At 73.9% G+C, this 23,261-nt stretch carries 18 protein-coding genes; 4 read left to right on the top strand and 14 right to left on the bottom strand.

Going from position 1 to position 23,261, the window contains the following annotated elements:
- Window positions 1-507 precede the first annotated feature (507 nt).
- The 4 genes from ABZ914_RS10725 to ABZ914_RS10710 form a co-directional block, all read right to left on the bottom strand.
- Window positions 508-1,320 carry an ABC transporter ATP-binding protein gene (locus ABZ914_RS10725; protein ID WP_500192783.1) on the bottom strand — a complete coding sequence of 271 codons (813 nt, stop codon included), beginning with the start codon at window positions 1,318-1,320 and terminating at the stop codon, window positions 508-510.
- Window positions 1,321-1,413: 93 nt separating this feature from the next.
- A complete protein-coding gene (locus tag ABZ914_RS10720) occupies window positions 1,414-2,619 on the bottom strand; it encodes an MFS transporter (protein ID WP_500192782.1) in 1,206 nt (401 codons plus the stop codon).
- Window positions 2,620-2,700: 81 nt separating this feature from the next.
- Window positions 2,701-2,859 carry a carboxymuconolactone decarboxylase family protein gene (locus ABZ914_RS10715; protein WP_500192781.1) on the bottom strand — a complete coding sequence of 53 codons (159 nt, stop codon included), beginning with the start codon at window positions 2,857-2,859 and terminating at the stop codon, window positions 2,701-2,703.
- Between the two features lie 375 nt (window positions 2,860-3,234).
- The gene (locus ABZ914_RS10710; RefSeq protein WP_500192780.1) at window positions 3,235-4,419 is read right to left on the bottom strand and encodes an FxsB family cyclophane-forming radical SAM/SPASM peptide maturase; all 1,185 of its coding nucleotides are present in this window, start codon (window positions 4,417-4,419) and stop codon (window positions 3,235-3,237) included.
- Window positions 4,420-4,558: 139 nt separating this feature from the next.
- Here ABZ914_RS10710 and ABZ914_RS10705 point away from each other — a divergent pair, with 139 nt between their 5' ends.
- The 3 genes from ABZ914_RS10705 to ABZ914_RS10695 are packed head-to-tail and all read left to right on the top strand — an operon-like array spanning window position 4,559 to window position 9,780.
- Entirely contained in the window at window positions 4,559-4,753 is a 195-nt protein-coding gene (locus ABZ914_RS10705) for a hypothetical protein (protein WP_500192779.1), read from the top strand.
- Complete coding sequence (gene fxsT / locus ABZ914_RS10700; protein WP_500192778.1) at window positions 4,750-8,667, top strand: FxSxx-COOH system tetratricopeptide repeat protein; 3,918 nt, start codon at window positions 4,750-4,752, stop codon at window positions 8,665-8,667. Before ABZ914_RS10705 ends, fxsT begins: the two co-directional genes overlap by 4 nt.
- A 24-nt stretch (window positions 8,668-8,691) precedes the next feature.
- Window positions 8,692-9,780, top strand: a complete 1,089-nt coding sequence (locus ABZ914_RS10695) for a hypothetical protein (protein ID WP_500192777.1) — start codon at window positions 8,692-8,694, stop codon at window positions 9,778-9,780.
- Window positions 9,781-9,790: 10 nt separating this feature from the next.
- Here the strand turns inward: ABZ914_RS10695 and ABZ914_RS10690 are convergent, their stop codons facing one another.
- From ABZ914_RS10690 to ABZ914_RS10645, 10 genes are all read right to left on the bottom strand, one after another.
- A complete protein-coding gene (locus ABZ914_RS10690) occupies window positions 9,791-11,998 on the bottom strand; it encodes an AAA family ATPase (protein WP_500192776.1) in 2,208 nt (735 codons plus the stop codon).
- A gap of 5 nt (window positions 11,999-12,003) precedes the next feature.
- On the bottom strand, window positions 12,004-13,008 hold the full coding sequence (locus tag ABZ914_RS10685; RefSeq protein WP_500192775.1) for a hypothetical protein: 1,005 nt from the start codon (window positions 13,006-13,008) through the stop codon (window positions 12,004-12,006).
- A complete protein-coding gene (locus ABZ914_RS10680; RefSeq protein WP_500192774.1) occupies window positions 13,005-13,889 on the bottom strand; it encodes a hypothetical protein in 885 nt (294 codons plus the stop codon). Before ABZ914_RS10680 ends, ABZ914_RS10685 begins: the two co-directional genes overlap by 4 nt.
- A 239-nt stretch (window positions 13,890-14,128) precedes the next feature.
- The gene (locus ABZ914_RS10675; RefSeq protein ID WP_190855728.1) at window positions 14,129-14,587 is read right to left on the bottom strand and encodes a recombinase family protein; all 459 of its coding nucleotides are present in this window, start codon (window positions 14,585-14,587) and stop codon (window positions 14,129-14,131) included.
- Between the two features lie 51 nt (window positions 14,588-14,638).
- A complete protein-coding gene (locus ABZ914_RS10670; protein WP_500192773.1) occupies window positions 14,639-15,319 on the bottom strand; it encodes a DUF4232 domain-containing protein in 681 nt (226 codons plus the stop codon).
- Window positions 15,320-15,522: 203 nt separating this feature from the next.
- Window positions 15,523-18,051, bottom strand: a complete 2,529-nt coding sequence (locus tag ABZ914_RS10665) for an ATP-dependent Clp protease ATP-binding subunit (protein WP_500192772.1) — start codon at window positions 18,049-18,051, stop codon at window positions 15,523-15,525.
- 98 nt (window positions 18,052-18,149) lie between these two features.
- A complete protein-coding gene (locus tag ABZ914_RS10660; RefSeq protein ID WP_500192771.1) occupies window positions 18,150-18,959 on the bottom strand; it encodes an energy-coupling factor ABC transporter ATP-binding protein in 810 nt (269 codons plus the stop codon).
- Window positions 18,949-19,890 carry a cobalt ECF transporter T component CbiQ gene (gene cbiQ, locus ABZ914_RS10655; RefSeq protein ID WP_500192770.1) on the bottom strand — a complete coding sequence of 314 codons (942 nt, stop codon included), beginning with the start codon at window positions 19,888-19,890 and terminating at the stop codon, window positions 18,949-18,951. The genes ABZ914_RS10660 and cbiQ overlap by 11 nt, the downstream gene beginning before the upstream one ends.
- Window positions 19,887-20,990, bottom strand: a complete 1,104-nt coding sequence (gene cbiM / locus ABZ914_RS10650; RefSeq protein ID WP_500192784.1) for a cobalt transporter CbiM — start codon at window positions 20,988-20,990, stop codon at window positions 19,887-19,889. Before cbiM ends, cbiQ begins: the two co-directional genes overlap by 4 nt.
- A 221-nt stretch (window positions 20,991-21,211) precedes the next feature.
- Window positions 21,212-21,988, bottom strand: coding sequence for an Fpg/Nei family DNA glycosylase (locus ABZ914_RS10645; RefSeq protein ID WP_500192769.1), 777 nt, complete (start codon window positions 21,986-21,988; stop codon window positions 21,212-21,214).
- Window positions 21,989-22,150: 162 nt separating this feature from the next.
- Between ABZ914_RS10645 and ABZ914_RS10640 the strand changes: the two genes are divergently transcribed.
- Window positions 22,151-23,260, top strand: coding sequence for a serine hydrolase domain-containing protein (locus ABZ914_RS10640; RefSeq protein WP_500192768.1), 1,110 nt, complete (start codon window positions 22,151-22,153; stop codon window positions 23,258-23,260).
- Window position 23,261 lies beyond the last annotated feature (1 nt).

Here is a 23,261-nt window from a genome sequence, read left to right as displayed (position 1 = left end):
ATCGCGAAGCGACGCCGAAGGCGCCCTTGACTTTGGAGGGGCGGCCCCGTACGCAAGCGCCACCCCACCACCCGAACACCCCTCTCGCCGATCTCTCATCTCCCGTCTCTCCGCCACTCGGAGCCCTTCCCGCCCCAACGCCGCCGGCCCATCACCCCAACGCTGCCCGCCCATCGCCCCAACGCCCGCTCGCACAACGCCCGCCCGCTCGCACAACGCCCGCCCGCTCGCACAACGCCCCCGCCGGACGCCATCCGCTCGCACAACGCCCAACCCCTACCCGTCCGCTCGCCCAACCCCTGCCCGTCCGCTCGCCCAACGCCCGCCCGTCCGCTCGCCCCGCCCAGCGCCCCAACGCCCGCTCGCCCAACGCCCCAGCACCCGCCCGCTCGCCCCGCCCAGCCCCCGGCGCCGCAGCACCCGCCCGCCCGCCGCAACGGCGGCGGTCAGGAAGGCCGCTCCGACCTGCGATCCAGGGGCTCAAAGAGTGCGGGCGGTACGGCCGTCTCACTCGTGTTCGTCTCGGTAGGCGGCCACTACGTCGGCGGACGGGCCGTCCATGCGGATCCGGCCGTGGTCGAGCCAGATCGTGCGGTCGCAGGTCTCCTCGATGGTGCCGAGGCTGTGGCTGACGAGGATGACGGTGGCGGCCTGCTCGCGCATCTCCTTCAGCCGGTCCTCGCTGCGCCGGCGGAAGCGGGCGTCACCGGTGGCCAGGGCCTCGTCGATCATGAGGATCTCGCTGGTCTGCGCGGTGGCGATGGCGAACCGGAGGCGCTGCGCCATGCCGGTCGAGTAGGTCCTCATCGGCATGTCGACGAACTTGCCGAGCCCGGAGAACTCCACGACGTCGTCGTACTTCTCCCGCACCTCGCTCAGCGGCATGCCCATGGCGAGGCAGCCGAGGACGATGTTGCGCTCGCCGGTGAGGTCGTTCATGAGCGCGGCGTTCACGCCGAGGAGGACGGGCTGGCCGCAGGTGAAGACCTGCCCGCGGTCGCCGGGCAGGAGGCCGGCGATGCTGCGCAGCAGGGTGGTCTTGCCGGAGCCGTTGGTGCCGACGATGCCGACCGCCTCGCCGCGGCGCAGCACGAACGAGACGCCGCGGAGGGCGTGGACCTCGCGGGGGCGGGGCCGGCTGCGGTGCAGCAGGCGGCGGACGCGCGAGCTGCCGGTGTCGGCCTCGGCGCCGAGCACCCGGTAAGTGACGTGCAGCTGGTCGACGACGACCATGGGATCGGCGTCCGGGGGGACGGGCGGGGCCGCGTGCTCGTCCGTCCCAGGGTCCTCGCGGGGCGCGGGTTCGGGATCTGACGGCATGGCAGGTCCTTTCCGCTCGGCGCGCGACCGTCAGCGGCGGGCCCCGGCCCGGGGTCCGCTCGCGCAGGTCTTTCCCGCAGGTGGGGCGGGTACTCATCGCGGGGCGGTCCGGCCGCGCAGGACGGCGAGGAGGACGAGGGCGGCGGCCTGGATGGCGGCGACCACCGCGACCAGCAGGGTGACCGATTGGTCATAGAGGACGCCGGTGAGCGCGCCGCCCGCCAGGGCGGCCACGCCGAGGACGCCGGCGAAGATCCCGTAGGCGGTGGCCCGCCGCCGGGACGGGACGAGGTCGGCGACGACCGCCCGCAGCGTGGACTCCTGGATCCCGACGGCGGCGCCCCACACCAGCGAGCCCATGACGGCCAGGGTCAGCGACCGGGTGAACGCCAGGACGGGCACGGCGGCCGACAGGACGGGCAGGACGGCGAGCGCGCGCGGGCCGACGCGGTCGTAGAGCCAGCCGTTGGCCAGTGCGGAGACGGCGTCGGCGGCCATGGCCCCGGCGTACACGACCGGTACGAGGTCGGCGGGCAGCAGGTGCCGCTGGACGAGGTGGAACGACAGCACTCCGAAGGTCGCGAACCCCGTCATGGTGACGGCCGTGAACGCCGCGTAGACGAAGAAGGCGCGCGGCAGTGCCGGGACGGCGGCGTCCCGCCCCTGCGGAGCCGCGTCCTCGCGAGCGGCGGGCTCGTAGTCGGCGGGGGCGGGGACGCGGGCGCGGAGCCAGAGCAGTATCGCCATCGCGACGACGCCCGGGACGGCCAGCACGCCCAGCGCGGGCGCGTAGTCCCCGGCGGTGGCCGCGAGGACGCCGGCCACGGTCAGCGGGCCGACGAACGCGCCGATCTGGTCGAGGGCCTCGTGCACGGCGAACCCGCGGCCCCGGCCGGTGGTGGCGGTGGCGTGCGACAGCAGCGTGTCCTTGGCCGGGGACCGGACGGCCTTGCCGACGCGTTCCGCGACGACCAGGACGCACGCGGCCCACAGGACGCCGGCCAGGCCGAGCAGCGGCACGGACACCGCCGTCAGCGCGTATCCGGCGATGGTGAGCGCCCAGAACCGGCGGGTGCGGTCGGCGAGCGGGCCCGACACCAGCCGCAGGCCGAGCGCCGCGGCCTCGCCCGCGCCGGTGACGACGCCGACGACCGCGGCGGACGCGCCGAGCGAGGCCAGCAGCGGCCCGGTGATCGACCGGGCGCCCTCGTACACGACGTCCATGAGCAGGGAGACGACGCCGAACACGACGATGAACCGCCACGGCGACAGGGCCGCGGTCCGGGGTCGCGCGCTCATCGGCGGCCGCCCCCTGCTCCCATGCCGTCCCGCCTTCCGTCGCGCCCGCGTGGACGACCAGTGTGCGCGACGCGGCGGGCGTCAGACGCGGAAGACGCGCATCTGGAGGGCGAGGGTGGCGTAGTAGCCGACGAGGGTGGTCAGCTCGAAGACGGTCTCGCGGTCCAGCGGCGGCACGCAGGCCGCCCATGTCGCGTCGTCCACGTCGCCGGTGACGAGGGCCCGGGTGAGGCGGAGCACGGCGGCCTCAGCCGGGTCGTCGAGGTCCAGCGGCGCGCCGGCGGCGATCGCGGCGAGCTCCGGGCCGGTGAGCCCGGCGGCCCGAGCAGCACGCCGTCGTCCGAGGCCAGGTCGAACAGGCGGGGGCCCTGCGCGCGGGGGCCTTCGGTGATGGAGCGGTCTGCGCACGGGACTGCCGCCTCATCGTAGTCAGCCCGGCGGCGCGGGCGCGCGCCCCGGCGCCGTCCGGCGGCGCGGAAGGGCGCACTCGCCCGGCGGCGGCCGTTTCCGCCGACCCGGGTCCCGCGCCGGTCCGGGCGAAACAATCGGCGGCCGCGCGCGCGGAATTGTGAATCGGATTATGCCGAATCCTTGATCAGGGCATCGCTTCCGGTCTCACCGGACGAAGGCGCCGCTGATTTCGGACAGGCGCCCGGTGAGCGCCGACCGAATGTGGCCGTACAGCGCGTCCAGGTCGGTGCAGTAGACCGAGCGGTGATCGAATCCGTCAACGGCGCCGTAGCGGTGCGGGTAAAGGCCGCCGCCGCACACGCGCGCCCATCGGCACGGCTCGCATTCCGCCGGAATGCCCGCCGCACCGCGCTGCCGCACGCGGGTGGCGGGATGCCGCAGCGCCGCGTCGAAATCGTCGCGGAACACGTCCAGACCGAGATCGGCGGCGCCCTCGCAGGCGACGCCGAGAGTGTCGGACTGCTCGATCCGCCCGTCGGTCTGTACGACGATGATCCCGGCGGGCGTCGTCCCGATCCCCTCCACCGCGGAGGTGCCGCCGAGCAGCACGTTGATCATTTCCTCGAAGATCCGGATCCGGGCCGGCCGCACCGCCGCGCCGAACCACCGGTCGAAGACCGGGACCAGCCACCGCGCGTACGCGCCCGGCGGCCCGGACGGCGGATCGACCCAGGTGGCGTGCGGGAACAGCAGGTCGATGCCGGGCGGCGCGTGCGCCAGCAGCGCCTCGTAGGCGGCGACCGGGTCCTGCTCCAGGTCGATCACGCACAGCAGCCCGCCGAACAGGTGCCGGAAGGACGGCCCGGTCAGCGCGGCCAGCCCCCGCGCGACCCTGGCGTGGCTGCCGCCGTGCGCGGTGCGCCGGGCGCGGTCGTGCGCGGCGGCCCCGCCGTCGAGGCTGACGCCGACGCGTACGCCCAGCTCGTCGAACAGCTCGAGGAACTCGCGGGTCAGCAGCGTGCCGTTGGTCTGCACCGAGAACCGGGTGCGGGTCGCGCCGCCGGTGGCGTCCCGCACGGCGTCGCGGACGGTCTCCACCGCGTACCGCAGCCGGTCCCGCCCCGCCAGCAGCGGCTCCCCGCCGTGCAGGATCACCGCGACGTGGTCGAGCGCGTGCGCGCGGGCGTGCTCGGCGATCCGCGCGGCCGTCGCGTCCACCGCCTCGCGGGAGATCACCGGCGGGCGGTGCCGCCACCGCTGGTCGGCCGTCGTGTACACGTAGCAGTATCGGCACGACAGATTACAGCGGCTGTGCACCTTCAGTATGAACTGCCGAAAGGGCGTCGCACCGAGTTCCGGCCGTTTCCGGTCAATATTGCGGTCAGTCATCCAATCCAGTCTCTTCGGGCCGCGCGCCCGCGTCCGTGTCACATGACGCGACTTCGTCGATATTTCCCCGTTAAGATCTTTGTGTAAAGTCCGCCCATGCCTACGATGGTGGGCCAGTCCGGACACAGGCGGTGAGGACATGACGGATGCCGGGCGGCGGGATCTGGTGGACCTCTCCGGAATCGACCCGGCGTCTTTGCCGTCCCCGGCCGGATCCGTGCTGGAACACGCGCTGGTGCGCGCATTGCGGGAACACCGTGAGGGAGGCTGCGCTTACGGCAGCTTCACCGACGAAGGCGTGTTCGAGCCGCCGGAACGAGACGAGGACGCATGAACCGACCCCGCGCGGTGGCGGGAGGCCGCCGCGTCGACTGCACCGTCTTCACGGCTCCCGGCTCGCGGCTCGGCCGCACCGCCGCCGTGGCCAACACCGCGCTGATCCTCGCGGCCGGCGGGTCCCGCGTCCTGATCGTCGACTGGAGCGGGGAGAGCCCGTCGGCGTGGGACTACCTGAGCCGCTTCGAGTTCGGCCCGTCCGACGAGACCGCCGGGCTCGGCCGGCTGCTCGACGGGCTGACCGAGGGCGCCGGCGCGTGGCGGGCGCACCGCTGCCTGCCGCCCGGCACCGAGGCGATCGACCTGGTGCGGCCCGCGCCGCACGGCGATCTCCGGATGCCGTCCCTGCCCTGGGAGGAGCCGCGCGGCCCCCTCATCCGGCGGCTGCGCGAGGCCATCGACGCCTCCGGCTACGACCACGTGCTGGTGGACGCCCCGACCGGGCACGACCCCGACATCCTCGACGTGATCGCGCGCGGCGCCGACCAGACGGTGGTGCTGTACGAGCCGACCCGGCAGTCGGTCGACGGCGCCTTCGAGATCGCCGACGACGTCGCCACCCTGGCGGTCACCCGGATGCGCGTCCTGCCCGTCGAGGTGGAGCCGCGCGACGGGGACGCTCCGGCGGGGCGGCTGCCGCCCGAGCAGGTCGCGGACCGGCTCGCCGGTTTCGCGGCCGGCGGCGGCGCCGCACCGGACACGGCCGGCCCGCCGGTGCGGATCCCGTTCGTCCCCCGGTACGCCGACCGGAGGGTCCTCGCGGTCCTCGCCGAAGAGGCCGGTTCGGCGCTGGTGCGCGCGTACGCCGCGCTCGCCGAAGCGCTGACCGGCGGGCGGATCGCCGATCCGCCGGCGCTGTCCGCGCACCTGCGCGACAACTACAACACCGCGCTCGGCCCGTCCGCCGCGGAGGAGCCGGACGAGCCGCGCACGGCGCCCTTCACGATCGTGCACACCTGGCCGCACCGCCCCCTCGCCGACTGGGTGCGCGAGCAGCTCCTCGGCATCGGCGAGGACGCCGTCCTCGCCGCCCCCGGCGAGGGGGCCGGCGGCCGCACCGTCTGGATCGCCGCGCCGGAGGAGCCCCTGCCGCCGGACCTCCCGCCCGGCCTCGCGCGGGACGAGGACCGGTTCCTCCTCCTGCTGCCGCCCGGCGCCGACCTCGCGCAGGTCCCGGCGGACGTCCGGCCGCTCGTCCTGCGCGACGGCGGCGACGACGAGGGGCAGGTGCGGCTGCGGCTCTTCAGCCGGCTGGGGCTGGTGCAAGGGCCGTCCGCCCCGGCCCCGGACGGCCGCGGCCCCGCGCCGTCGTTCCCGCCGGGGCGGCGGCGCGAGCAGCTCACCAACTTCTCCGCGCCGGTCCGCGCCCCGTTCCGGGGACGCGAGAGGGAGCTCGGCGAGCTGCGCGACCGGCTGCTGGCGCAGGCCGCCGGCGGATGCGAACCGCAGGTGCTGGACGGCCCGCCGGGCATCGGCAAGACCGGCATGGCGCTGGAGTACCTGCGGATGTTCGGCGGCGACTACGGCATCGTCTGGTGGATCTCGGCGCGCACCACCGACCTGGTCCGGCTCGGGCTCTCGGAGCTCGCCGACACGCTGGCCGGCGAGGAGCCGCCGCCCGGAGGGGGACGGTTCCAGCCGGTCGGCGACAAGGTCGCGGCCGTCGTGCGGCACCTGCGGGCCAAGCGGGGCCGCTGGCTGCTCATCTACGACGACGCGCCCGACCTCGCCGCACTGCGCGATCTGGTCCCCGACGGCGGCCCCGGCCACGTCCTCGTCACCTGCCGGTCGGCCCGGCCCGCGGGTCCGGGCCCGGCCGACGCCGCAGCCGCGCCGGTGGCCGCGGACGAGCCGGTGGCCGCGGGCACGACGAGCCTCGCGCCGATCGGCGCCGAGGCGGGGGCCGAGGTGCTGCGCGCCCGGGTCGCCGGGCTCGCCGCCGAGGAGGCGCGCGACCTCGCCGCGACGCTGGGCGGGCTGCCGCTCGCCGTCCAGCTCGCCTCCGCCTGGATCGCCGAGGAGGCGGCCCGGCGCGCCGGCCGCTCGGCCTCCACCGAGGAGGCGGCGCGGCTGGCGGCGGAGCAGTACGCCCAGCGGCTCGGGCCGCTGCTGGCGGAGCGCGCGACGGTCCCGGACGCGTGCCTGGAGGTGACGCTGCGCACCCTGGAGGACGAAGGCGGGGAGGGCGAGCAGGACCGGCCGCTCGAGCGGATCGCGGTGCGGCTGCTGGAGATGTGCGCCTGGCTGGCCCCGGAGGGCGTCGGCCATCCCCTGCTGTCGTCCCGCCCCTTCCTGGCGAAGCTCAGCGAGGCCGCCGGGGAGCACGACGGCGGGATCCTGCGCGAGGACAGCATGATCCTCGACCAGGTGCTGCGGATCTGCGCCCGCTACGGGCTGGCGCAGGTCGTCCGCAAGCGGCAGCCGATCCTGCGCCTCCACCGGACGGTGCAGGAGCTCCTCCGCGCCCGCTTGGGCGCCGCCGGGCGGGACGGGGAACGCCGCTTGCAGGTGCTGGAGGCGCTCGCCCAGACGGTGCCGCCGGCCGTCAGCGGGTCGATCCGCCGGCACGCCGGCCTGCTCACCGAGCTGCACCGGCACCTCGGGCCGTCCGGCGCCGCCGACCGCACCGAACCGTGGATCCGCCGCTGGGTGGTGGAGCAGGCGCGGTTCAACAAGACGGTCGACAGCCCGCCCGCTCTGCGCGACCAGCTCGCCCAGCTGGAGCCGCTGTTCGAAGCGTGGCCGGACGACCTGCTCAAGGGCAGGCTGCTGCGCGAGGCGGCCAGCATCCATCTCGCGCTGGGCGAGTACGGGAGCGCCCACGAGCTGGGCGGCCGCGCCCTGGCCCTCCTGCGCGACGAGGGGCCGGCCGGCGTGCACTGGGCGCTGGTGCAGCGCCGCGGCCTGACCGGGGCCCTGTGCGGACTGGGGCGGTTCGACCAGGCGCTGGCCGAGATCCAGGGCGTCTACACCGAGTCGCTCCGCCTGTTCGGCGACACGCACCCCGAGACCGTCCTGAACCGCGTCAACCTCGCCGAGGCGTTCCACCTCATGGGCCAGTACCCGCAGGCCCTCCGGCATGCCCGGGCGGCATGGACGCAGCGCAAGGACGAGTTCGGGGAGCGGGACTGGCTCGCGCTGCGGATCAGCCGGCTCATCGGCGACTACCTCGGCGCCACCGGCGACTGGGAGCGGGCGTACTGGCACCTGGACGGGCTCCTGCGCACCATGCGCGAGACACCCGGTCCGGACCGGGCGGCGCTGATGGAGGCACAGCGCAGCCACGCCATCGCCCTCCGGAACCGCCGCGACGTCGTCGCGCAGCCGGTCGAGGGCGCGCGCCAGGGCGGCGCGTACGCCGCGCTGCGCGAACTGCGGGCGCTCCGGGGCGGCGGCCACCCCTCGACGCTCGCCGCCGCGCTCAGCTACGCGGTCGAGAAGGGCATCGCCGGCGACCTGGCCGACGCGGTCCACCGCGTCGACCGGTGCCGGGACGGGTTCGCCGCCGCCTACGCCGCCGACCACCCGTTCGTCCAGGCGTGCCGGCTGAACCGCGCCGCGCTGCTGCTGGCGGGCCCGGCCGGCGCCGGTCCCGTCGGCGCCGGTCCGGTCGGGGAGGCGCTGGACGAGGCGCGGGAGGCGGGCCCGGCGCTCGCCGACCTGCTCGGCGAGCAGCACCCGTGGACGATGGTGGCCGCGCTGCTGCGGTCGCGGGCGCTGGCCGCGGCGGGCCGGTTCGAGGAGGCGCGGGGACCCGCGGAGCAGACCGCGGAGGACGCGTTCGATCTGCTCGGCCGGACCCATCCGTACACCCTGGCGGCCGTGGAGACGGCGCAGGCCGCGCGCAAGGAGGAGTCGGACGGCGCCGGACCGTGGCCCGCCGCGCTCTATCTGGACGTGCCTTTCATTTGACGGGGGATGACAGGAGGAGAGGACATGGAGGAGACCCGCACGCTCCCCGAGAGCGTGCACATGTGGTCCGACCGCCTCGCGGCCGAACCGCCCAGGGCCGACGAGATGCGCCGTTGGATGTGCCGCGCGGGGGCGCCGCACCACCTGGCCAAGTGCAACCGGGAGGTCTACGAGTTCGCGGTGGACGTGCTCGACCTTCCCGAGGTGGCCGCGGCGCTGCCGGGGGCCGTGCCGCAGCGCCGCCCGCGCTACCAGGCGGCCGAGCAGCAGTTCGCGTTCATGATGACCGACCTGGACGGCGAGCTGAGCCGCGCCGAGACCGGACGGCTGATCCGGATGGTGCTGCACGCCCAGCAGGGCGCGATGCTCGGCGTGGCGGTGACGCCGCAGAACTACATCGTGGGGATCGTCTTCGGCACGGCCGCCGCGGCGGCGGGGGAACCGCCGCGGTCGCTGCCGTCCGTCCCGCTGGTCCGCGACGCCGACCGGTTCACCTGCGAGATGGCGACGAGGCTGCGCGACTGGCTCGGCCTGCCGTCGCAGAATCCGGGCGGCTGGCTTCCGGACCGCGACCAGGCCCGGGGCACGCAGCCCCTCGCGGCGCCGGAGCAGGCCGCCCGGGTGGAGCAGGTGGAGCGGGTGGAGCGGGTGGAGCAGGCCGTTCCGCGCCGCCGCGAGTGGTCCGGGCCGGGCGAGCCGCCCGCCACCTGGCTCGGCGAGGCCCTGCACCCGGAGGAGCTGGCCTACCTGGCGCACGGACGGGACGGGCGGGTCGTCGCCGAGGCCGACGTGTTCGAGAACCACTGGATCAGCGCGGGACGCCCGCCCGGCGAGCCCGCCGACGCCACCCGTGCGTACTACCGCGGCCTCGCCGAGAGGTTCGAGTCGCAGGCGCGGCAGCTCGGGCAGGTGGCACGGCAGGCGGTGCGCGGGCGGCTGCTGCGGATCGTGCTGGACGTCGAGCAGGGCGCCGTCTACTACTACCGGTTCAAGCGGAACGAGTACCTGGTCGGCGTCACCATGAACCAGAGCCGGGTCAGCCAGGCCGACGAGCGCCTGGGCGACCTGGTCGCCGGACTCCTGCGCGAGGATTCCGGCACCGAGGAGCGATGAGGCGGGCCGGCTACGCGACCGGCAGCAAGGCCCGCCGCACCTGGAACCCCAGGTCGGCGAGCAGGCGGTAGGTGTCGGTGCCGGTCCGTCCGGGCAGCCCCGGCTCCCGGCCGGCGGGACCGCCGTCGGCGAGCTGCGTCAGCGCGCCGAGCTGCTGGATCGGCAGGTACTGCATGACCGTCTCGTAGTTGCGGCACAGGGCGGCCAGCCTGCGGGACCGCTCCCGGCCGGGCGGCTCCCCCGACTCGCGGCCCCAGTCGCGCACCGCGTCCCGGAACGCGGTCACCACCGTCCGCGCCACCGCGGCGACACCGAGCGCCCGGACGACGTCCCCGCGCTGCAGCCGCAGCAGGTCCGCCTCCGCCGCCGGAGCGTGCTCGCCGAAGGCCGCGGCCAGCGTCCCCTCCAGCCCGCCCAGCCGCTCCAGGTCCTCCAGCACCTCGCCGAACAGCCGCTCGGCCGCGTCCGGCAGCGGCGACTCCGCCTCGCCGGGCTCGCCGCCGCGCAGCTCGCGGGCCAGCTCGGTGAGCTGCCGCTCGAACGACGTCTGCATCGCGGTGAGCTCGTAGCCGATCATCTTCACGTGGTCGCGGGTGCTGTCCTGCGCGGCCGCCAGCCGCCGCAGCGTGCCGCGCACCGCCCGCAGGTCGCCCTCGGCCGCCTCCACCTGGTCGAGCATGGTGCGCAGCAGGCGGGCGAACTCCGCCCGGAACGTCTCGGCCCGGTACGGCAGCACCGGCTCGGTGAAGTGGTCGCGGACGGCGTCGCGGACCGCCTTGGAGGCGAAGTCGTTGACGATCAGGGCGGTGCGGCATCCGGGCGCGGCGGCCCGCACCCGGCCGGCCCGCTCGACCAGGGCGGCGGCCTCCTCGGGACGCAGCAGCGACTCGGTCAGGAACAGCGCGCACCCGGCGCCGACCGACGGGATCCAGTAGTCGGCGCGCGGCCCGTCGGCGGGGCCCACCGGATGGCCGGTCTCGAAGCGCAGCCCCAGCTCGTCGAGCTCGGCGGCGATCGCGTCCCGCACCTCGCCCTGGGCGGCCCGGCCCTTGCCGCGCGCCGCCGCCGCCACCATGGACTGCGTGATCTCCCCGGTCGGCAGCGACTCCCGGTAGCACTCGTGACAGATCTCCACCACGCGCCGGATGCTGCCCTCGGCGACCCGCGCGATGTAGTCGCAGATGTCCGGGGAGAACGGGCTGCTCCCGGTGCCGTAGCGGGTGCGCTCGACGCACCGCCCGACGTACTCGCGGACCTCCGCGGGCGTCAGCCCGCCGGTCTCGATCACCGAGGTGAGGTGGTGCTCCCGCCCCTGGGTGCCGAGAGCGGTCAGCAGCGGAGGCTGGCCCGACAGGACGAGGAACACCCCCCGGCGGACCATCAGGTCCATCAGCTCGTACAGGGCCGCCACCGTGGTGTCGTCCGGCCGGCTCGCGCTGGGCAGCACCTTCTCGATCTGGTCGACGGCCAGCACGAGCGGGCGGCGGTCCACGCCCCGGCACAGCAGCGTCAGCACGCCCATGGCCTCCAGCGCGTCGGCGTCGGAGTCGATGGGGGTGTCGATGCCGCGCTCGGCCAGCAGCGGGCTCGGATGCTCGCCGCGCAGCCAGTCCCACACCGCCGCGCTCATGTCGCTGCGCAGCAGGAGCATGAGCGCGGTGCCGTACTGGTCGTTGGCCGTCACCTCGGAGAGGCTCTCGTTCAGGGCCGCCAGGAAGGTGCTCTCCTCGAGGTTGAACTGCGCGACGAACCGCTGCGGGTCGATGTCCCCGGCGCGCAGCCGGTCCCGGATGTCGGCGGGGAACCCGGTGCCGTCCAGCCAGTCGGCCACGATGCGGGCGTAGTGCTCGCGGATCCAGCGGAGAATCTCGGTGCGATCGAATTGGTCGAGGAAATTGTGTTTGTAGAGATCGGCGAACTCGCCGCCCTGGCCCTCGACATAAATCCACTGCGACCCGTCGGGCCGCTCCCGCACCGTCCGCAACAATTCGAACAGCAGATGCGTCTTGCCCGTGCCGTTCTGCCCGCAGACGGCCACCGCCATTCCCTGGCCGCCGTCCGGCCCCAGGTAGGCGTCCAGCAACCGGCGGGCCTCGGTGATCTGCGGCGTCTCGACGGTGACGACCGGTTCCCCGAGATCCTGCTTCTCCGCCGCCAGGCGGAACGGAAAGGGATTGTCATCGATCGGCGGCACGGCGCCGCCCTGTGCAGCGGTCATTCCGATCACCCCTCGCCGCCCTCCGCGAGCAGGCGGACATAACTCATGATGTCCGCCCCCGTGATGATGGTGTCAGGAGTCCCACCTGCACGCAAATGGAAATCGTAAACGCCATACAATAATTTCTGGATTGAACCTATCTGTACCATTGGCGGGTCTCCATAGAGTGCGGTGAGGGCTTCCAGGGCGTTCTGGTGAAGTTTGGGATGATTCCGTCCGTCGACGGGAGGCGCGTTCTCCCCGACAAAGGCGCCCGCCCGGGCCTCGGCGAACTTCTTGACGTCGCCCTTGCACAGCCCTTTCATGTCCAGGTGGCAGGAACGGGCGCCGCCGGCCGGTTTCCACTTCTCCCAGCACCTGTCCCGCAACTGCGGGTCCGTGCTCTCCACCAGCCAGATGATCTTCCTGCAGGTGGCGTCCCAGTAGGGGTCGAGGACGCGGACGTCGTCGGCGGGCGGGGCGAGCAGGATGAGGACCGTGCGCGGAGCCATCGTGTTGGTGAGGTGCACCATGAGGTCGTCCAGGTCGGGCGGCCGGTCCCCGCCGAGCGGGGACGCCGGCCTGTACTCGGTGACGCCGGTCCGCAGCAGCCCCGTGGCCTGCGCGTTCACCTCCATGACGATGCGTGCGGCGATCTTGGCGGTGAGGCCCTCCGCCCCCTGGCGCGACCCGGCATGGGTGAGGTCGATGACCACCGCCCGGACCGGTTCGCGGTCGATCAGCATCCGGTTCAGCTCCCGCTTCGCCCAGGCCGCGCACCGGTTGATCAGGGAGGTCTTGCCGCACTGGGTCGGGCCGCCGACCGCGGCGAGCAGGCCGCTCTCCTGCAGCGCGCCGAGGTCGCGGACGGCTTCCTGGAACGCCGTGAAGCACTCGCGGAACCGCCCGACGTGGACATGGCAGCCGTACGGGCACGGGTCGGCATGCACGCAGTTCAACGGCGGCGCTCCGGCGGAGAACTTGTGGTCCGGCAGCAGGAACGGGTTGCCGGGGGCGGGCGGCGCGTTCATGCCTTACGCATCCTCCACCAGCCGAGCAGCGGCCGTTCGAGCGCCGCCGCCACCCGCAGCGCCCGGTCGTGCTCGGCCTCCAGCCTGTCCTGGAACGCCCGCGCCTGCCGGCCGCGCCCGCTCGGCTCGGTCCAGTCCGCGGCTCCGATCTCGGCGCTCAACTCCTCCAGCGCCTCCGCGACGGCGGCCGGCCGCTTCCAGGTCCAGTGCCGGCGCCCGGCCGACCGCAGTTCGGCCGCGAGGTTCCGCAGCGTCACGTCCATCTCCGCCTGCTGCTCGCGTCCGGCGCCGTCGCTCCAGGCGGCCAGGCAGGCGCGGGCCGCGGGGGCGGCGGCGGTGACGGCCCCGTGCAGGGCCTCGGCGGCGCGCCGGCGGTCGGCCCGGCCGGACGTCACCATGGTGCCGGCGAGCGGGATCAGTGCACCGATGACGACCGGCAGCGTGGCGCCGAGCGGGCTGGAGAGCCATGGCGGGACGCCGCTCCACCAGTGGCCGGACTTCTCGGCGGGGATTTTCGGCAGTTTCCGTTCGGCGACCAGCGCGCCGCACGCCCGGCTGAACGCCTCCGGGTCGGTGTCGCGCCAGACGTCAATGGTGACGTCGCGACCGTCCGCGCCGATCAGATGGCCCTTCCCTGATCCCTTCTTGAGGAGGCGCTTCGGGTCGAGCTTGACGGCGGCGTCCACGATCGCCTTGGCATTACCGGAGTCGAGGCAGTAGAGCGTCTGCGCGTCCACCGAGGGGGTCGATGACGGGGTCGGTGACGGAGTCGGACCGGGCGCGGTGGACGGCTCGTCGGCGCGGGCGCCCGCCGCGGAGAAACCCAGGACGGCCTGCCCGAGCGCCAAGGCGAGCACCAGACGGGCGGGCTGCCACCGCATGCAGGCTCCTCCTGCTTGACCCCGATACCTTCACGATAATCGCGCGAAGCAGCAGGATAACCACCGGAATATATGTTTCCGGCGACCACTTCCGGTCTTCCACGGCGCTTGCGGGAAAGAAGCGACCGCACGCCGCGGCCCGTTATCGGTTAGCGCCCGGTAAATCCGCTGGCCATGCGCATCGGCCGGACGCCCGCCGGCGCGCGTCCGAATTCCGAATACACCCTGGGCGTATTCCGTCAGCCGACGGGCGGCAGGTAGCCGGCGAGGAGTTCGCGGCAGGGGGCGAGGGCGAAGAGCAGGAGCCCGATCAGCTGGTACCGGTCCGGCGAGCCGCCCGGCGGCGGCGCGAGGGCGCGCTGCGCGGTGAAGAACAGCTGGTCGGGGACCAGCGGCGTCCAGTGCACGCGGTCGAGGTCGTCGGGGTCGGCGCCGCCGGCGGGCCGTCCGATGTAGGCGGGGTTGCGGGCGATGTCGTGCACGACCGTCCAGGACCAGCGGGGGCCGCCGCGCGGCGCCGGCACGCCCCGCGCCTCCAGCTCGCGCAGGATCCCGGCGATCGCCTGGCCCTGGGCCGCGCGGCTGATGATCTCGCGGACGACGCTCGCCTGCGGTTCGACGGGGAGCTGGGTCACGTAGTTCCCCTGCGCGTCGTCGATGCGGCGGTACCCGTACGGGACGGCGTTGCGTCGCGGCACTCCCGGTCTCCTCCCCCAGCCGGATCCATTGCATTATGCAATAGTTCGCCGTCAGCGAGGCGCCGGGCCGGGGCGCAGCGGGGTCGTCGAGACGTGGCCACCGCCGCAGACCACCCCCTGGTTCCAGGCGACGACGAGGTGCGCGCGCTCGTCCGGCGGGGTGATCCAGGCCAGCCCTGGCGTGGGGGCGCAGGCGCCGTGCGCGGGCTCGCGCGCCCCCGGGACGATAGTCCATTGCAGGCGCGCGTAGGCACTGCCCCCCGGCCGGAGGACGATGGTCTGCGGGCCGGGCGGGGAGAGCCGCTCCAGGTTCGTCGGGATGGGGTGGTCGGACGCCGTGAGCAGCAGCATCCCGACGTAGCCGCGGACGCGGCAGGCCGAACCGGACGTGTTCGTCAGGGTGAGGAACGCGAAGCGCTGCCCGGCCGCCGGGCCCGCCGTGCTGATGCCGGCCTTCAGCCCGTCCGTGCGGCAGCGGCCCGAGCCGCCCCCGGCCGCCCCTGGGGTCCCGGGGGTCCCGGGGGTCCCCGGCGGCGTGGACGCCGTGGGCGCCGGCGAGGGCTGTGACGACGTCGGCGGCGATGTCGCCGGGGGCAGGGACGCGGTCGTCCTGGTCGGGGTCGGTGAGGCGCCCGAGCCTCCGCCTCCGCCTCCGCAGGCGCACAGGACGCCGCCCGCAGCGGCGGCGAGGGTCAGCGCGTACGCCGGCCTGAGGCTCCTTCGCGCTCGCACACGCCCTCCTCGCGTCGGCATGTGCCCTATATGCCCGGTGCCGGGTCCCGTCATGATGGCCCGGCACCGACCGCTTCAGGCCCCCGCCGCAAGGGAACCGTCGCCCGGGAGGAAGACCGCCCCGACGCCCGCCGTCACGGAAGGGCGCGCCGCCGCCGTCACGGAAGACGGAAGCCTCGGCGGGCAGGCGGGCGGCCGACGCGTCAGCGGGACGTGACGGCCCGGTCCGACGGCGTCGCCGACGTGGACACGTCGAACTGGAGCCCGCCGGGCGCCGCGGACACCTCCACGTGCCGGCCGTGCGCGAGATCCCCGGACAGCAGCAGGTCGGAGAGCTGATCGTCCACCTCCCGCTGGATGGTGCGGCGCAGCGGGCGCGCGCCGAACTCCGGCTGGTGGCCGCGCTCGGCGATCCAGTCGACCGCCTCCGGCGTGAACGACACGGTCACGCCCTGCGCGCGCAGCCGGCGGCGCGTCTCGTCCAGCAGCAGGTCGGTGATCTGCCGCAGCTGCCCCGCCTCCAGCCGCTGGAACACGATGATCTCGTCGATCCGGTTGAGGAACTCCGGCCGGAACGACTCGCGCAGCCGCCGCATGATCCGGTCGCGCAGCACGGTGTCCTCGCCCTCCCGGCCGCCGAACCCGATCTCGGTCCGCCCGGTGATCAGGTCGGAGCCGAGGTTGCTCGTCATGATCACCACGGTGTTGCGGAAGTCGACGGTGCGGCCCTGCGCGTCGGTGAGCCGGCCGTCGTCGAGCAGCTGCAGCAGCACGTTGAACACGTCCTGGTGCGCCTTCTCGATCTCGTCCAGCAGGATCACCGAGTACGGCTGCCGCCGCACCGCGTCGGTGAGCTGCCCCGCCTCCTCGTAGCCGACGTAGCCGGGCGGCGCGCCCATCAGCCGGCTGACGGTGTGCCGCTCCTGGAACTCGCTCATGTCGAACCGGATCATCCGGTCCTGGCTGCCGAACAGCGCCTCGGCAAGGGCCTTCGCCAGCTCCGTCTTGCCGACGCCGGTCGGACCGAGGAACAGGAACCCGCCGATCGGGCGGTCCGGGTCGCCCATCCCGGCGCGGGACCGCCGGACGGCCCGCGCGACCGCCGCGACCGCGTCCTCCTGGCCGATGACGCGCTCGTGCAGGTGCTCCTCGAGGCGCGACAGCCGCTCCCGCTCCGCCTCCGTCAGCTGCGTCACCGGGACGCCGGAGATCCGCGACACGACCTCCGCGATGTCCTCGGTCGTCACCTCGGGGACGCCGACCGGCTCGTGGTCGTCGCGCATCCCGGCGAGGTCGCTCTGCAGCCGGCCGATCTCGTCGCGGAGCTCCTTCGCCTTCTCGTAGTCCTCGTCGGCGACGGCCTGGTCCTTCTCGCGGCGCCGCCGGTCGAGCCGGTCCTCCAGCTCGCGGCGGCCGCCGTCGCGGGTCCCGGACCGCAGCCGCACCCGCGCGCCCGCCTGGTCGATCAGGTCGATCGCCTTGTCCGGCAGGAACCGGTCCGTCAGGTACCGGCTGGACAGGTCGACGGCCGCGACCAGCGACTCGTCGGTGTAGCGGACCTGGTGGTGCGCCTCGTACCGGTCCCGCAGCCCGCGCAGGATCTCGATGCTGTCGTCGACGGACGGCTCCGGCACCATGATCGGCTGGAACCGGCGCTCCAGCGCCGCGTCCTTCTCGATGTTGCGGCGGTACTCGTCCACCGTCGTCGCGCCGACCACGTGCAGCTCGCCGCGCGCCAGCGCCGGCTTCAGCATGTTCCCGGCGGTCATCGCGCCCTCGGCGCCGCCCGCCCCGACGAGCGTGTGGATCTCGTCGATGAACACCACCAGCTCGTCGGCGTGCTCGCGGATCTCGTCGACGACCTTCTTCAGCCGCTCCTCGAAGTCGCCCCGGTACCGGGTGCCCGCGACGACGCCGGACAGGTCGAGCTGGACGATCCGCTTGTTCCGCAGCGTCTCCGGGATGTCGTCGTCCACGATCCGCTGCGCGAGGCCCTCCGCGATCGCGGTCTTGCCGACGCCGGGGTCGCCGATCAGCACCGGGTTGTTCTTGGTGCGCCGCGACAGGACCTCGACCGTCTCCTCGATCTCCTCGTCCCGGCCGATCACCGGGTCGATCCGGCCCTCCCGGGCCAGCGCGGTCAGGTCGCGGCCGAACTCGTCCAGCGTCGGGGTGTCGGACCGGCCCTCGCCGCCCCCGTTCGCGGGCGGCTGCCCGCCGCCCCCGGCCGCGGACTTCAGCGAGTCCGGCGTGACGTGCGCCGCGTCCAGGATGCGTCCCGCGCTGGACCCGCGGTCGAGCGCGAGCGCGAACAGCAGGTGCTCGGGGCCGATGTAGGACGACCCGAGCGCGCGCGACACCTGGTGGGAGTCCAGCAGCGCCCGCTTGGCGGCCGGTGTCAGCTCGGGCTGGACGTCGCGCGGCTCGCCCCGGTACGCGTGGTTCTCGATCTCGTGCTGGATCGCGTCCGGGTCGGCGCCCGCGCGTTCCAGCCAGTGCCGGGTGCCCTGCTGCCGCGTCGCCGCCCACAGCAGGTGGTCGGCGTCGAGGTCGCGGCTGCCCCACCGCGCCGCCTGCGTCGCCGCGTCCCGGACGAGCTCGCGCGCGGGCTCGCTCATCAGCCGGGCGAGGTTGATCCGCTCGGTCGGCCGCCGATGCGCCCGGGTCCCGAAGAACCGGGCGAGCATCTCCTCGAACGGGTCCATCCCGCCGGATCCGTACCACGCCGTCATTGCGAGCCTCCCGTCCCCGTGCTTGGTCCCACGATGGCAACGAGTGGACCGTGCCCGCGCGCATCCGCCGGAAACCCCAGGTGGGAGCGGGTGGCGGGCTAGGGGAGGCGGGAGCCGGGGTGGACGAGGTTGACCGACAGCAGCAGGTCGCGGTCGGCGAGGACCTCCTCCGGCGCGCCCTCGGCGACGATCCGGTGCTCCTCGGAGAAGACCACGCACCGGTCGGCGATGCGGGGCAGCACGTCCAGGTCGTGGGTGGCGTGCACGATCGTCTTGCCGGCGGCGCCGAGCTGCTCGATGAGGTCGGTGAGCCAGTACTGGGAGCGGGGGTCGAGGGCCGCGGTCGGCTCGTCGAACAGCAGCACCTCGGGGTTCGTGGCCAGCACGGACGCGATCGCGACGCGCTTCTTCTGCCCGCCGGACAGCTGGAACGGCGCCCGTTCGGCCAGCGCCGCGATGTCCAGCATCGCGAGCACCTCGTCGACGCGCGCGGACGCCTCGTCCGGGGTGAGCCCGAGCTGGAGCGGGCCGAACGCGATCTCCTCGCGGACGTTCGGGGAGAACACCTGCGCGTCGGAGTTCTGGAACACGAACCCGACGCGGGACCGGAACGCCTGCGAGAACTGCTCGTCCTCCAGGGTGTCCTCGGTGACCGGGTGGCCGAACGCGGTGAACTCGCCGGAACTCGGGAAGACCAGCCCGTCCAGCAGCTTGAGCAGCGTCGACTTGCCGCAGCCGTTGGCGCCGAGCAGCGCGACGCGCTCGCCGGGCCGGACCGTCAGCGACACCTTGTCCAGCGCCGGGTAGCGGTCGAGATAGGAGTAACTGACGTCACGGCACTCGAACGTGACGTCCGTGGTGCTTGTGGCGCCTGTGGCCTGCGGTGCGGCGTGCGGTTCAGCTTCCAAGGAGACGGTCCCCGATGAGAATCGCCGCGGCGAGCGCGGCGCAGCAGAGGGCGGCGGCGATGTCGAGGCCGCCCAGCCGGAACGACTGGAGGGTCTTGGCGTCGCCGCGGTAGCCGCGCGCCGTCATCGCCTGGTGCACCTCTTCGGACAGTTGGTTCGCCTTGCCGAACAGCGCGCCGCCGCTGGCGCCGAGGAAGGCGCGGGCGCCGCCGTCGTGCTTGGCCGCCCCGATGGTACGGGACGTCCGGGCCTGGTACATGTCCGTGACGGTGTTGAGCAGCAGGAAGATGTACCGGTACGCCATCCCGATGATCAGGATGAAGATCCGCGGGACGCCGACCGAGCGCAGTGCCGCCAGCAGCCGCACCCACGGCGTGGTGAGGGTCAGCAGCACCACCAGCGAGATCGACACCGCGACCCGGCTGACGACCAGGCCCGCGGACGTCAGGCCCTGGCTGGTGAACCCCTCGGCGCGGCCGTGCCAGTGCCACAGCGTCAGCACCACGTCCCCGTGCGTCACGACGGACAGGGTCGCGGGCAGCACCACGATCCCCGTGAAGATCGGCACGAACAGCCAGACCCGCTTGATGAAGAACCCGACCGGCAGCCTCGACGCGGCGGCGAGCGCCAGCGTCACCGCGTACACGGCGATGAGCGTCGGGATGTTGCGGGCCAGCCCGGCCGCGACCAGCAGCACGATGACCGAGACGAACTTCACCCGCGGGTCGATCCGCTGGAGCAGCCCGTCCTGTCGGGCCGTGTCGTCGCTGAACATCACCTGGCGCAGCAGCCCCGCGCCGCCGTTCAGCGTCTTGCGCAGGTAGCTGCCCTTCTTGCGCTTGCCGACGCACCCGCACGGGCACATCGCCAGCTCGCCCTGCAGCAGCCACTGCGGGACCTGCACCCGCTCGGAGACGGCCTGCTCGCTCATGACCGCGCCTCGCCCGTCGCGGCCTCCTGGGACGCGCCGCGCCGCCCGGCGGCCCAGCGGACCGCCATCGTGATCAGGAAGATCGCGGCGCCGACGATCGCGATGCCGACGACGGCGGAGACGATGTAGCCGAGCGTCGGGTGCGCGTCCGAGGTGAAGTCGTAGCCGTTGAACAGCGCGTGGTGCCAGAAGCCGTTGTACTTGTTCAGCCCGCTCGGCACCGCCGACAGCCCGTACTTGTGCAGGTCGAGGTCCTCGGGGGCGTCCTCGCCGAACGCGCCGCCGGGCGCGAGCAGGCCGAGCGGGGTGAGGACCGCCATGACCGCGACCGCGCCGAGCGCGACGTGCAGCGGCCGGACGCGGCGCCGCCCGGTGTTCCTTCCGCCGGACCCGATGTCCTTCTCGCCGGGCACGGCGACGCCCGCGTGGTTGACGCGCAGCAGCGGGACGTTGGCGCGCTGGAGGTACGCCACGACGCCGCCGGTCAGGATGCCCTCGGCGATGCCCGCGATGGTCAGGTGCGCCAGCATCATCGCGGGGATCGTCTGGTCCAGGTGGTACGGCGCGTACAGCGGCGCGCCCGCCGAGTTGTGGAACAGGTCGGGCTGGACGCCGAACTCGATCGCCGCCGCGAACGCCGCCGCGTTGATCCCCGCGTACCCGCCGGCGGCCGCGGCGAGGGCCCGGCGCGGCGCGGTCAGCTCGGACCGTCCGGCGATCAGCTTGTACACCCCGTACCCGACGAACGGCGCGAGGACGGCCATGTTCGCGCAGTTGAAGCCGAACGCCAGGACGCCGCCGTCGCCGAACAGCAGGGCCTGGAAGCCCAGCGCCACGCTGACCGCGAGGACCGCCGCCCACGGCCCCAGCAGGATCGCGATGATCGTCGCGCCGATCGCGTGCGCCGTGGTGCCGTCCGGGATCGGGATGTTGAACATCATCACCAGGAAGCTGACGGCGGCCAGCACGGCCAGCGTCGGCACGTGCCGGTTGCGGACCACGCGCTGCACGCGGCGGACCGCGACCGCCCAGGCCGGCACGGCGATGGCGTAGCCCACCGCGCAGGTCTGCGGACTGAGGTATCCGTCCGGAATGTGCATGCCCACCCACTCACGCTCAACGACGCACAGAAGCCGCAGTTGCGACCTACTCGCAATAAGTTAGTCGAACTCGGCACACCCGACCACAGCCGCCCCGGCAGGTAAGGCCACTGGGACCCTCCGGCCACCCATCCGCCCGCTCATCCGCGCAGGTCAACCGGGGGCCGGTCAGCCGAGCCGGTCAGCCGGGGCCGATCAGCCGTGCCGGTCAGCCGTGCCGGTCACGAAGGCTGGCAGTAGCCGCACCACACGGTCGTCCGGCCGGACACGCGCCGCCGCGACAGCGGGGTCCCGCAGCGCGGGCACCTGCCCCCGGGATCGTCGCGGGCCCCGGTCAGCCACGTCCGGCGGGGCGGCACCCGCTCCGCCTTGATCGACTCGCGCAGGACGCGCCGCATGGCCCTGTGCAGGACCCCGATGTCGTCCTCGTCCAGGTCGCGGGCCTCCCGCAGCGGGTTGATCCGGGCGCGCCAGCAGATCTCGTCGGCCAGCAGGTTCCCGAGCCCGGCGATCACCGACTGGTCGGTCAGCGCGGACTTGAGCCGCCCGCGCCGCCCTCCGAGGCGTCCGGCGAGGTCGCTCCGGGACAGGTCCAGCGCGTCCGGTCCGAGGTCGGCGAGCAGGCGCCCGGCGTCCCGCTCGTCCCGGGCGAGGCGGACGCCCTGCAGCTTGCGCATGTCCCGGAAGCGCAGCTCGCCGCCGTCCAACCGCCATACCACCCGGTCGTGCCGGTGCTCGGGCTCCCCCGCCGAATGCCACGACAGCGATCCGGTCATGCCGAAATGCAGGATGAGCACTGGGCCCTCGGCGGGCGCGATGAGCCATTTGCCCTGCCTGCGCGGTTGATCGAACCGGTGTCCGCGCAGCGCGCGCTCCAGCCGCCCCTCGCTCACCCCGCGCAGCACCCCGGCGTCGCGCACCTCCACGGACCGGATCCGGGCGCCGGTGTGCGCGGCCAGCACCCGGCGGAACCCCTCGACGTCAGGAAGCTCGGGCATCCGCTCCCCTTACCCGTCCTGCGCATTCCACGTCACGGTTTGTCACCGTTGGCCATAGCCGGGAGCGGCGGGCCGGAATACCGTCGCGGTAGACCGAATCCGAAACGATCACTATTCGATTCGACGTCGCATGCCCGCCCGTCCCACCCCCCGGGAGCCCCCATGCGCCGCAGGCCCGCCGCCCTCGCGCTCGCCGCCGCCCTCGCCCTCGGCCTCACCGCCGCGCCCGCCCTCGCCGCCCCCGGACCGCCCGGACCGCCGGTCTCGCCGTCCACCGCGTCCGCCCTCGAAGCGGCGGAGCCGCCGAACTTCGACCGGCTCACCCCGTCCGCCCACCCGGTCGAGCTGACCAGCGACCCCCGCGACCTCGGCAAGGTCACCTACACCTACAACGGTCAGACGCACACCGTGCGGGACTACCTGAACCGCGCCGCACAGGGCTTCCTCGTCCTCGACGGCACCCGGATCCTCGACGAGTGGTACGCGCCCGGCTACTCGAAGGACTCGCTGTTCCAGTCCTGGTCGATGGCCAAGTCCTACACCGCCGACGCCATCGGCGTCGCCCTCGGCGAAGGCAGGATCCGCTCCATCGACGACACCGCCGGCGCCTACGTCCCCGAACTCGCCAACACCGCCTACGGGTCCGTGACGATCCGCAACCTGCTCCGCATGGCGTCCGGGATCGGGTGGAACGAGACCGTCGACGACGTCCCGCTGCACGTCGGCGTCAGCCTCGGCCTCTACAGCACCCTCCAGTTCGCCGCGACCCGCACCAAGGCCGTCGACCAGGGCACCCAGTTCAACTACACGAGCCTCAACACCGCCGTGCTCGCCCTCGTCCTCCAGCGGGCCACCGGAGAGCCGTACTACCGGTACCTCCAGGAGAAGATCTGGGGGCCGGGCGGCATGGCCGGCACCGCGTACGTCGGCAACGACTCGCACGGCGACGCCCTCGGCTACTGCTGCATCTACGCCACCGACCGCGACTTCGCCCGCATGGGCAAGCTCATGCTGGACGGCGGGCGCGGCGTCGTCCCGGCGTCCTGGGTGTCCCAGGTGGGCACGCCGTCCGGCGTCAACCCGTCCTACGGCCTCGGCTGGTGGATCGACGGCCAGGACGGCTACTACGCCAGCGGCCTCGGCGGCCAGCTCATCTACGTCTCGACGAAGTACCGCGTCGTGATCGTCAAGAGCACGTTCCTCAACCCGGACGAGAGCGAGACCCTGCCCGCCTTCCGCGCCGTCGCCGCCGAGGTCGCCCGCACCCGCTGAG

Origin of the sequence: Spirillospora sp. NPDC046719 (assembly GCF_040645715.1) — a bacterium.
Classification (GTDB): domain Bacteria; phylum Actinomycetota; class Actinomycetes; order Streptosporangiales; family Streptosporangiaceae; genus Spirillospora.
The sequence above is the reverse complement of the archived record's forward strand: the minus strand, read 5'-3'. Positions and strand labels throughout refer to the sequence as shown.

Excerpts from the sequence above, each read along its gene's own strand:
- cbiM (WP_500192784.1), bottom strand. The coding sequence starts at position 20,990 with ATGCACATTCCGGACGGATACCTCAGTCCGCAGACCTGCGCGGTGGGC.
- ABZ914_RS10680 (WP_500192774.1), bottom strand. The coding sequence starts at position 13,889 with ATGCGGTGGCAGCCCGCCCGTCTGGTGCTCGCCTTGGCGCTCGGGCAG.
- ABZ914_RS10685 (WP_500192775.1), bottom strand. The coding sequence starts at position 13,008 with ATGAACGCGCCGCCCGCCCCCGGCAACCCGTTCCTGCTGCCGGACCAC.
- fxsT (WP_500192778.1), top strand. The coding sequence starts at position 4,750 with ATGAACCGACCCCGCGCGGTGGCGGGAGGCCGCCGCGTCGACTGCACC.
- ABZ914_RS10645 (WP_500192769.1), bottom strand. The coding sequence starts at position 21,988 with ATGCCCGAGCTTCCTGACGTCGAGGGGTTCCGCCGGGTGCTGGCCGCG.
- ABZ914_RS10695 (WP_500192777.1), top strand. The coding sequence starts at position 8,692 with ATGGAGGAGACCCGCACGCTCCCCGAGAGCGTGCACATGTGGTCCGAC.
- ABZ914_RS10710 (WP_500192780.1), bottom strand. The coding sequence starts at position 4,419 with ATGACTGACCGCAATATTGACCGGAAACGGCCGGAACTCGGTGCGACG.
- ABZ914_RS10725 (WP_500192783.1), bottom strand. The coding sequence starts at position 1,320 with ATGCCGTCAGATCCCGAACCCGCGCCCCGCGAGGACCCTGGGACGGAC.
- ABZ914_RS10640 (WP_500192768.1), top strand. The coding sequence starts at position 22,151 with ATGCGCCGCAGGCCCGCCGCCCTCGCGCTCGCCGCCGCCCTCGCCCTC.
- ABZ914_RS10705 (WP_500192779.1), top strand. The coding sequence starts at position 4,559 with ATGACGGATGCCGGGCGGCGGGATCTGGTGGACCTCTCCGGAATCGAC.
- cbiQ (WP_500192770.1), bottom strand. The coding sequence starts at position 19,890 with ATGAGCGAGCAGGCCGTCTCCGAGCGGGTGCAGGTCCCGCAGTGGCTG.
- ABZ914_RS10720 (WP_500192782.1), bottom strand. The coding sequence starts at position 2,619 with ATGAGCGCGCGACCCCGGACCGCGGCCCTGTCGCCGTGGCGGTTCATC.
- ABZ914_RS10665 (WP_500192772.1), bottom strand. The coding sequence starts at position 18,051 with ATGACGGCGTGGTACGGATCCGGCGGGATGGACCCGTTCGAGGAGATG.
- ABZ914_RS10690 (WP_500192776.1), bottom strand. The coding sequence starts at position 11,998 with ATGACCGCTGCACAGGGCGGCGCCGTGCCGCCGATCGATGACAATCCC.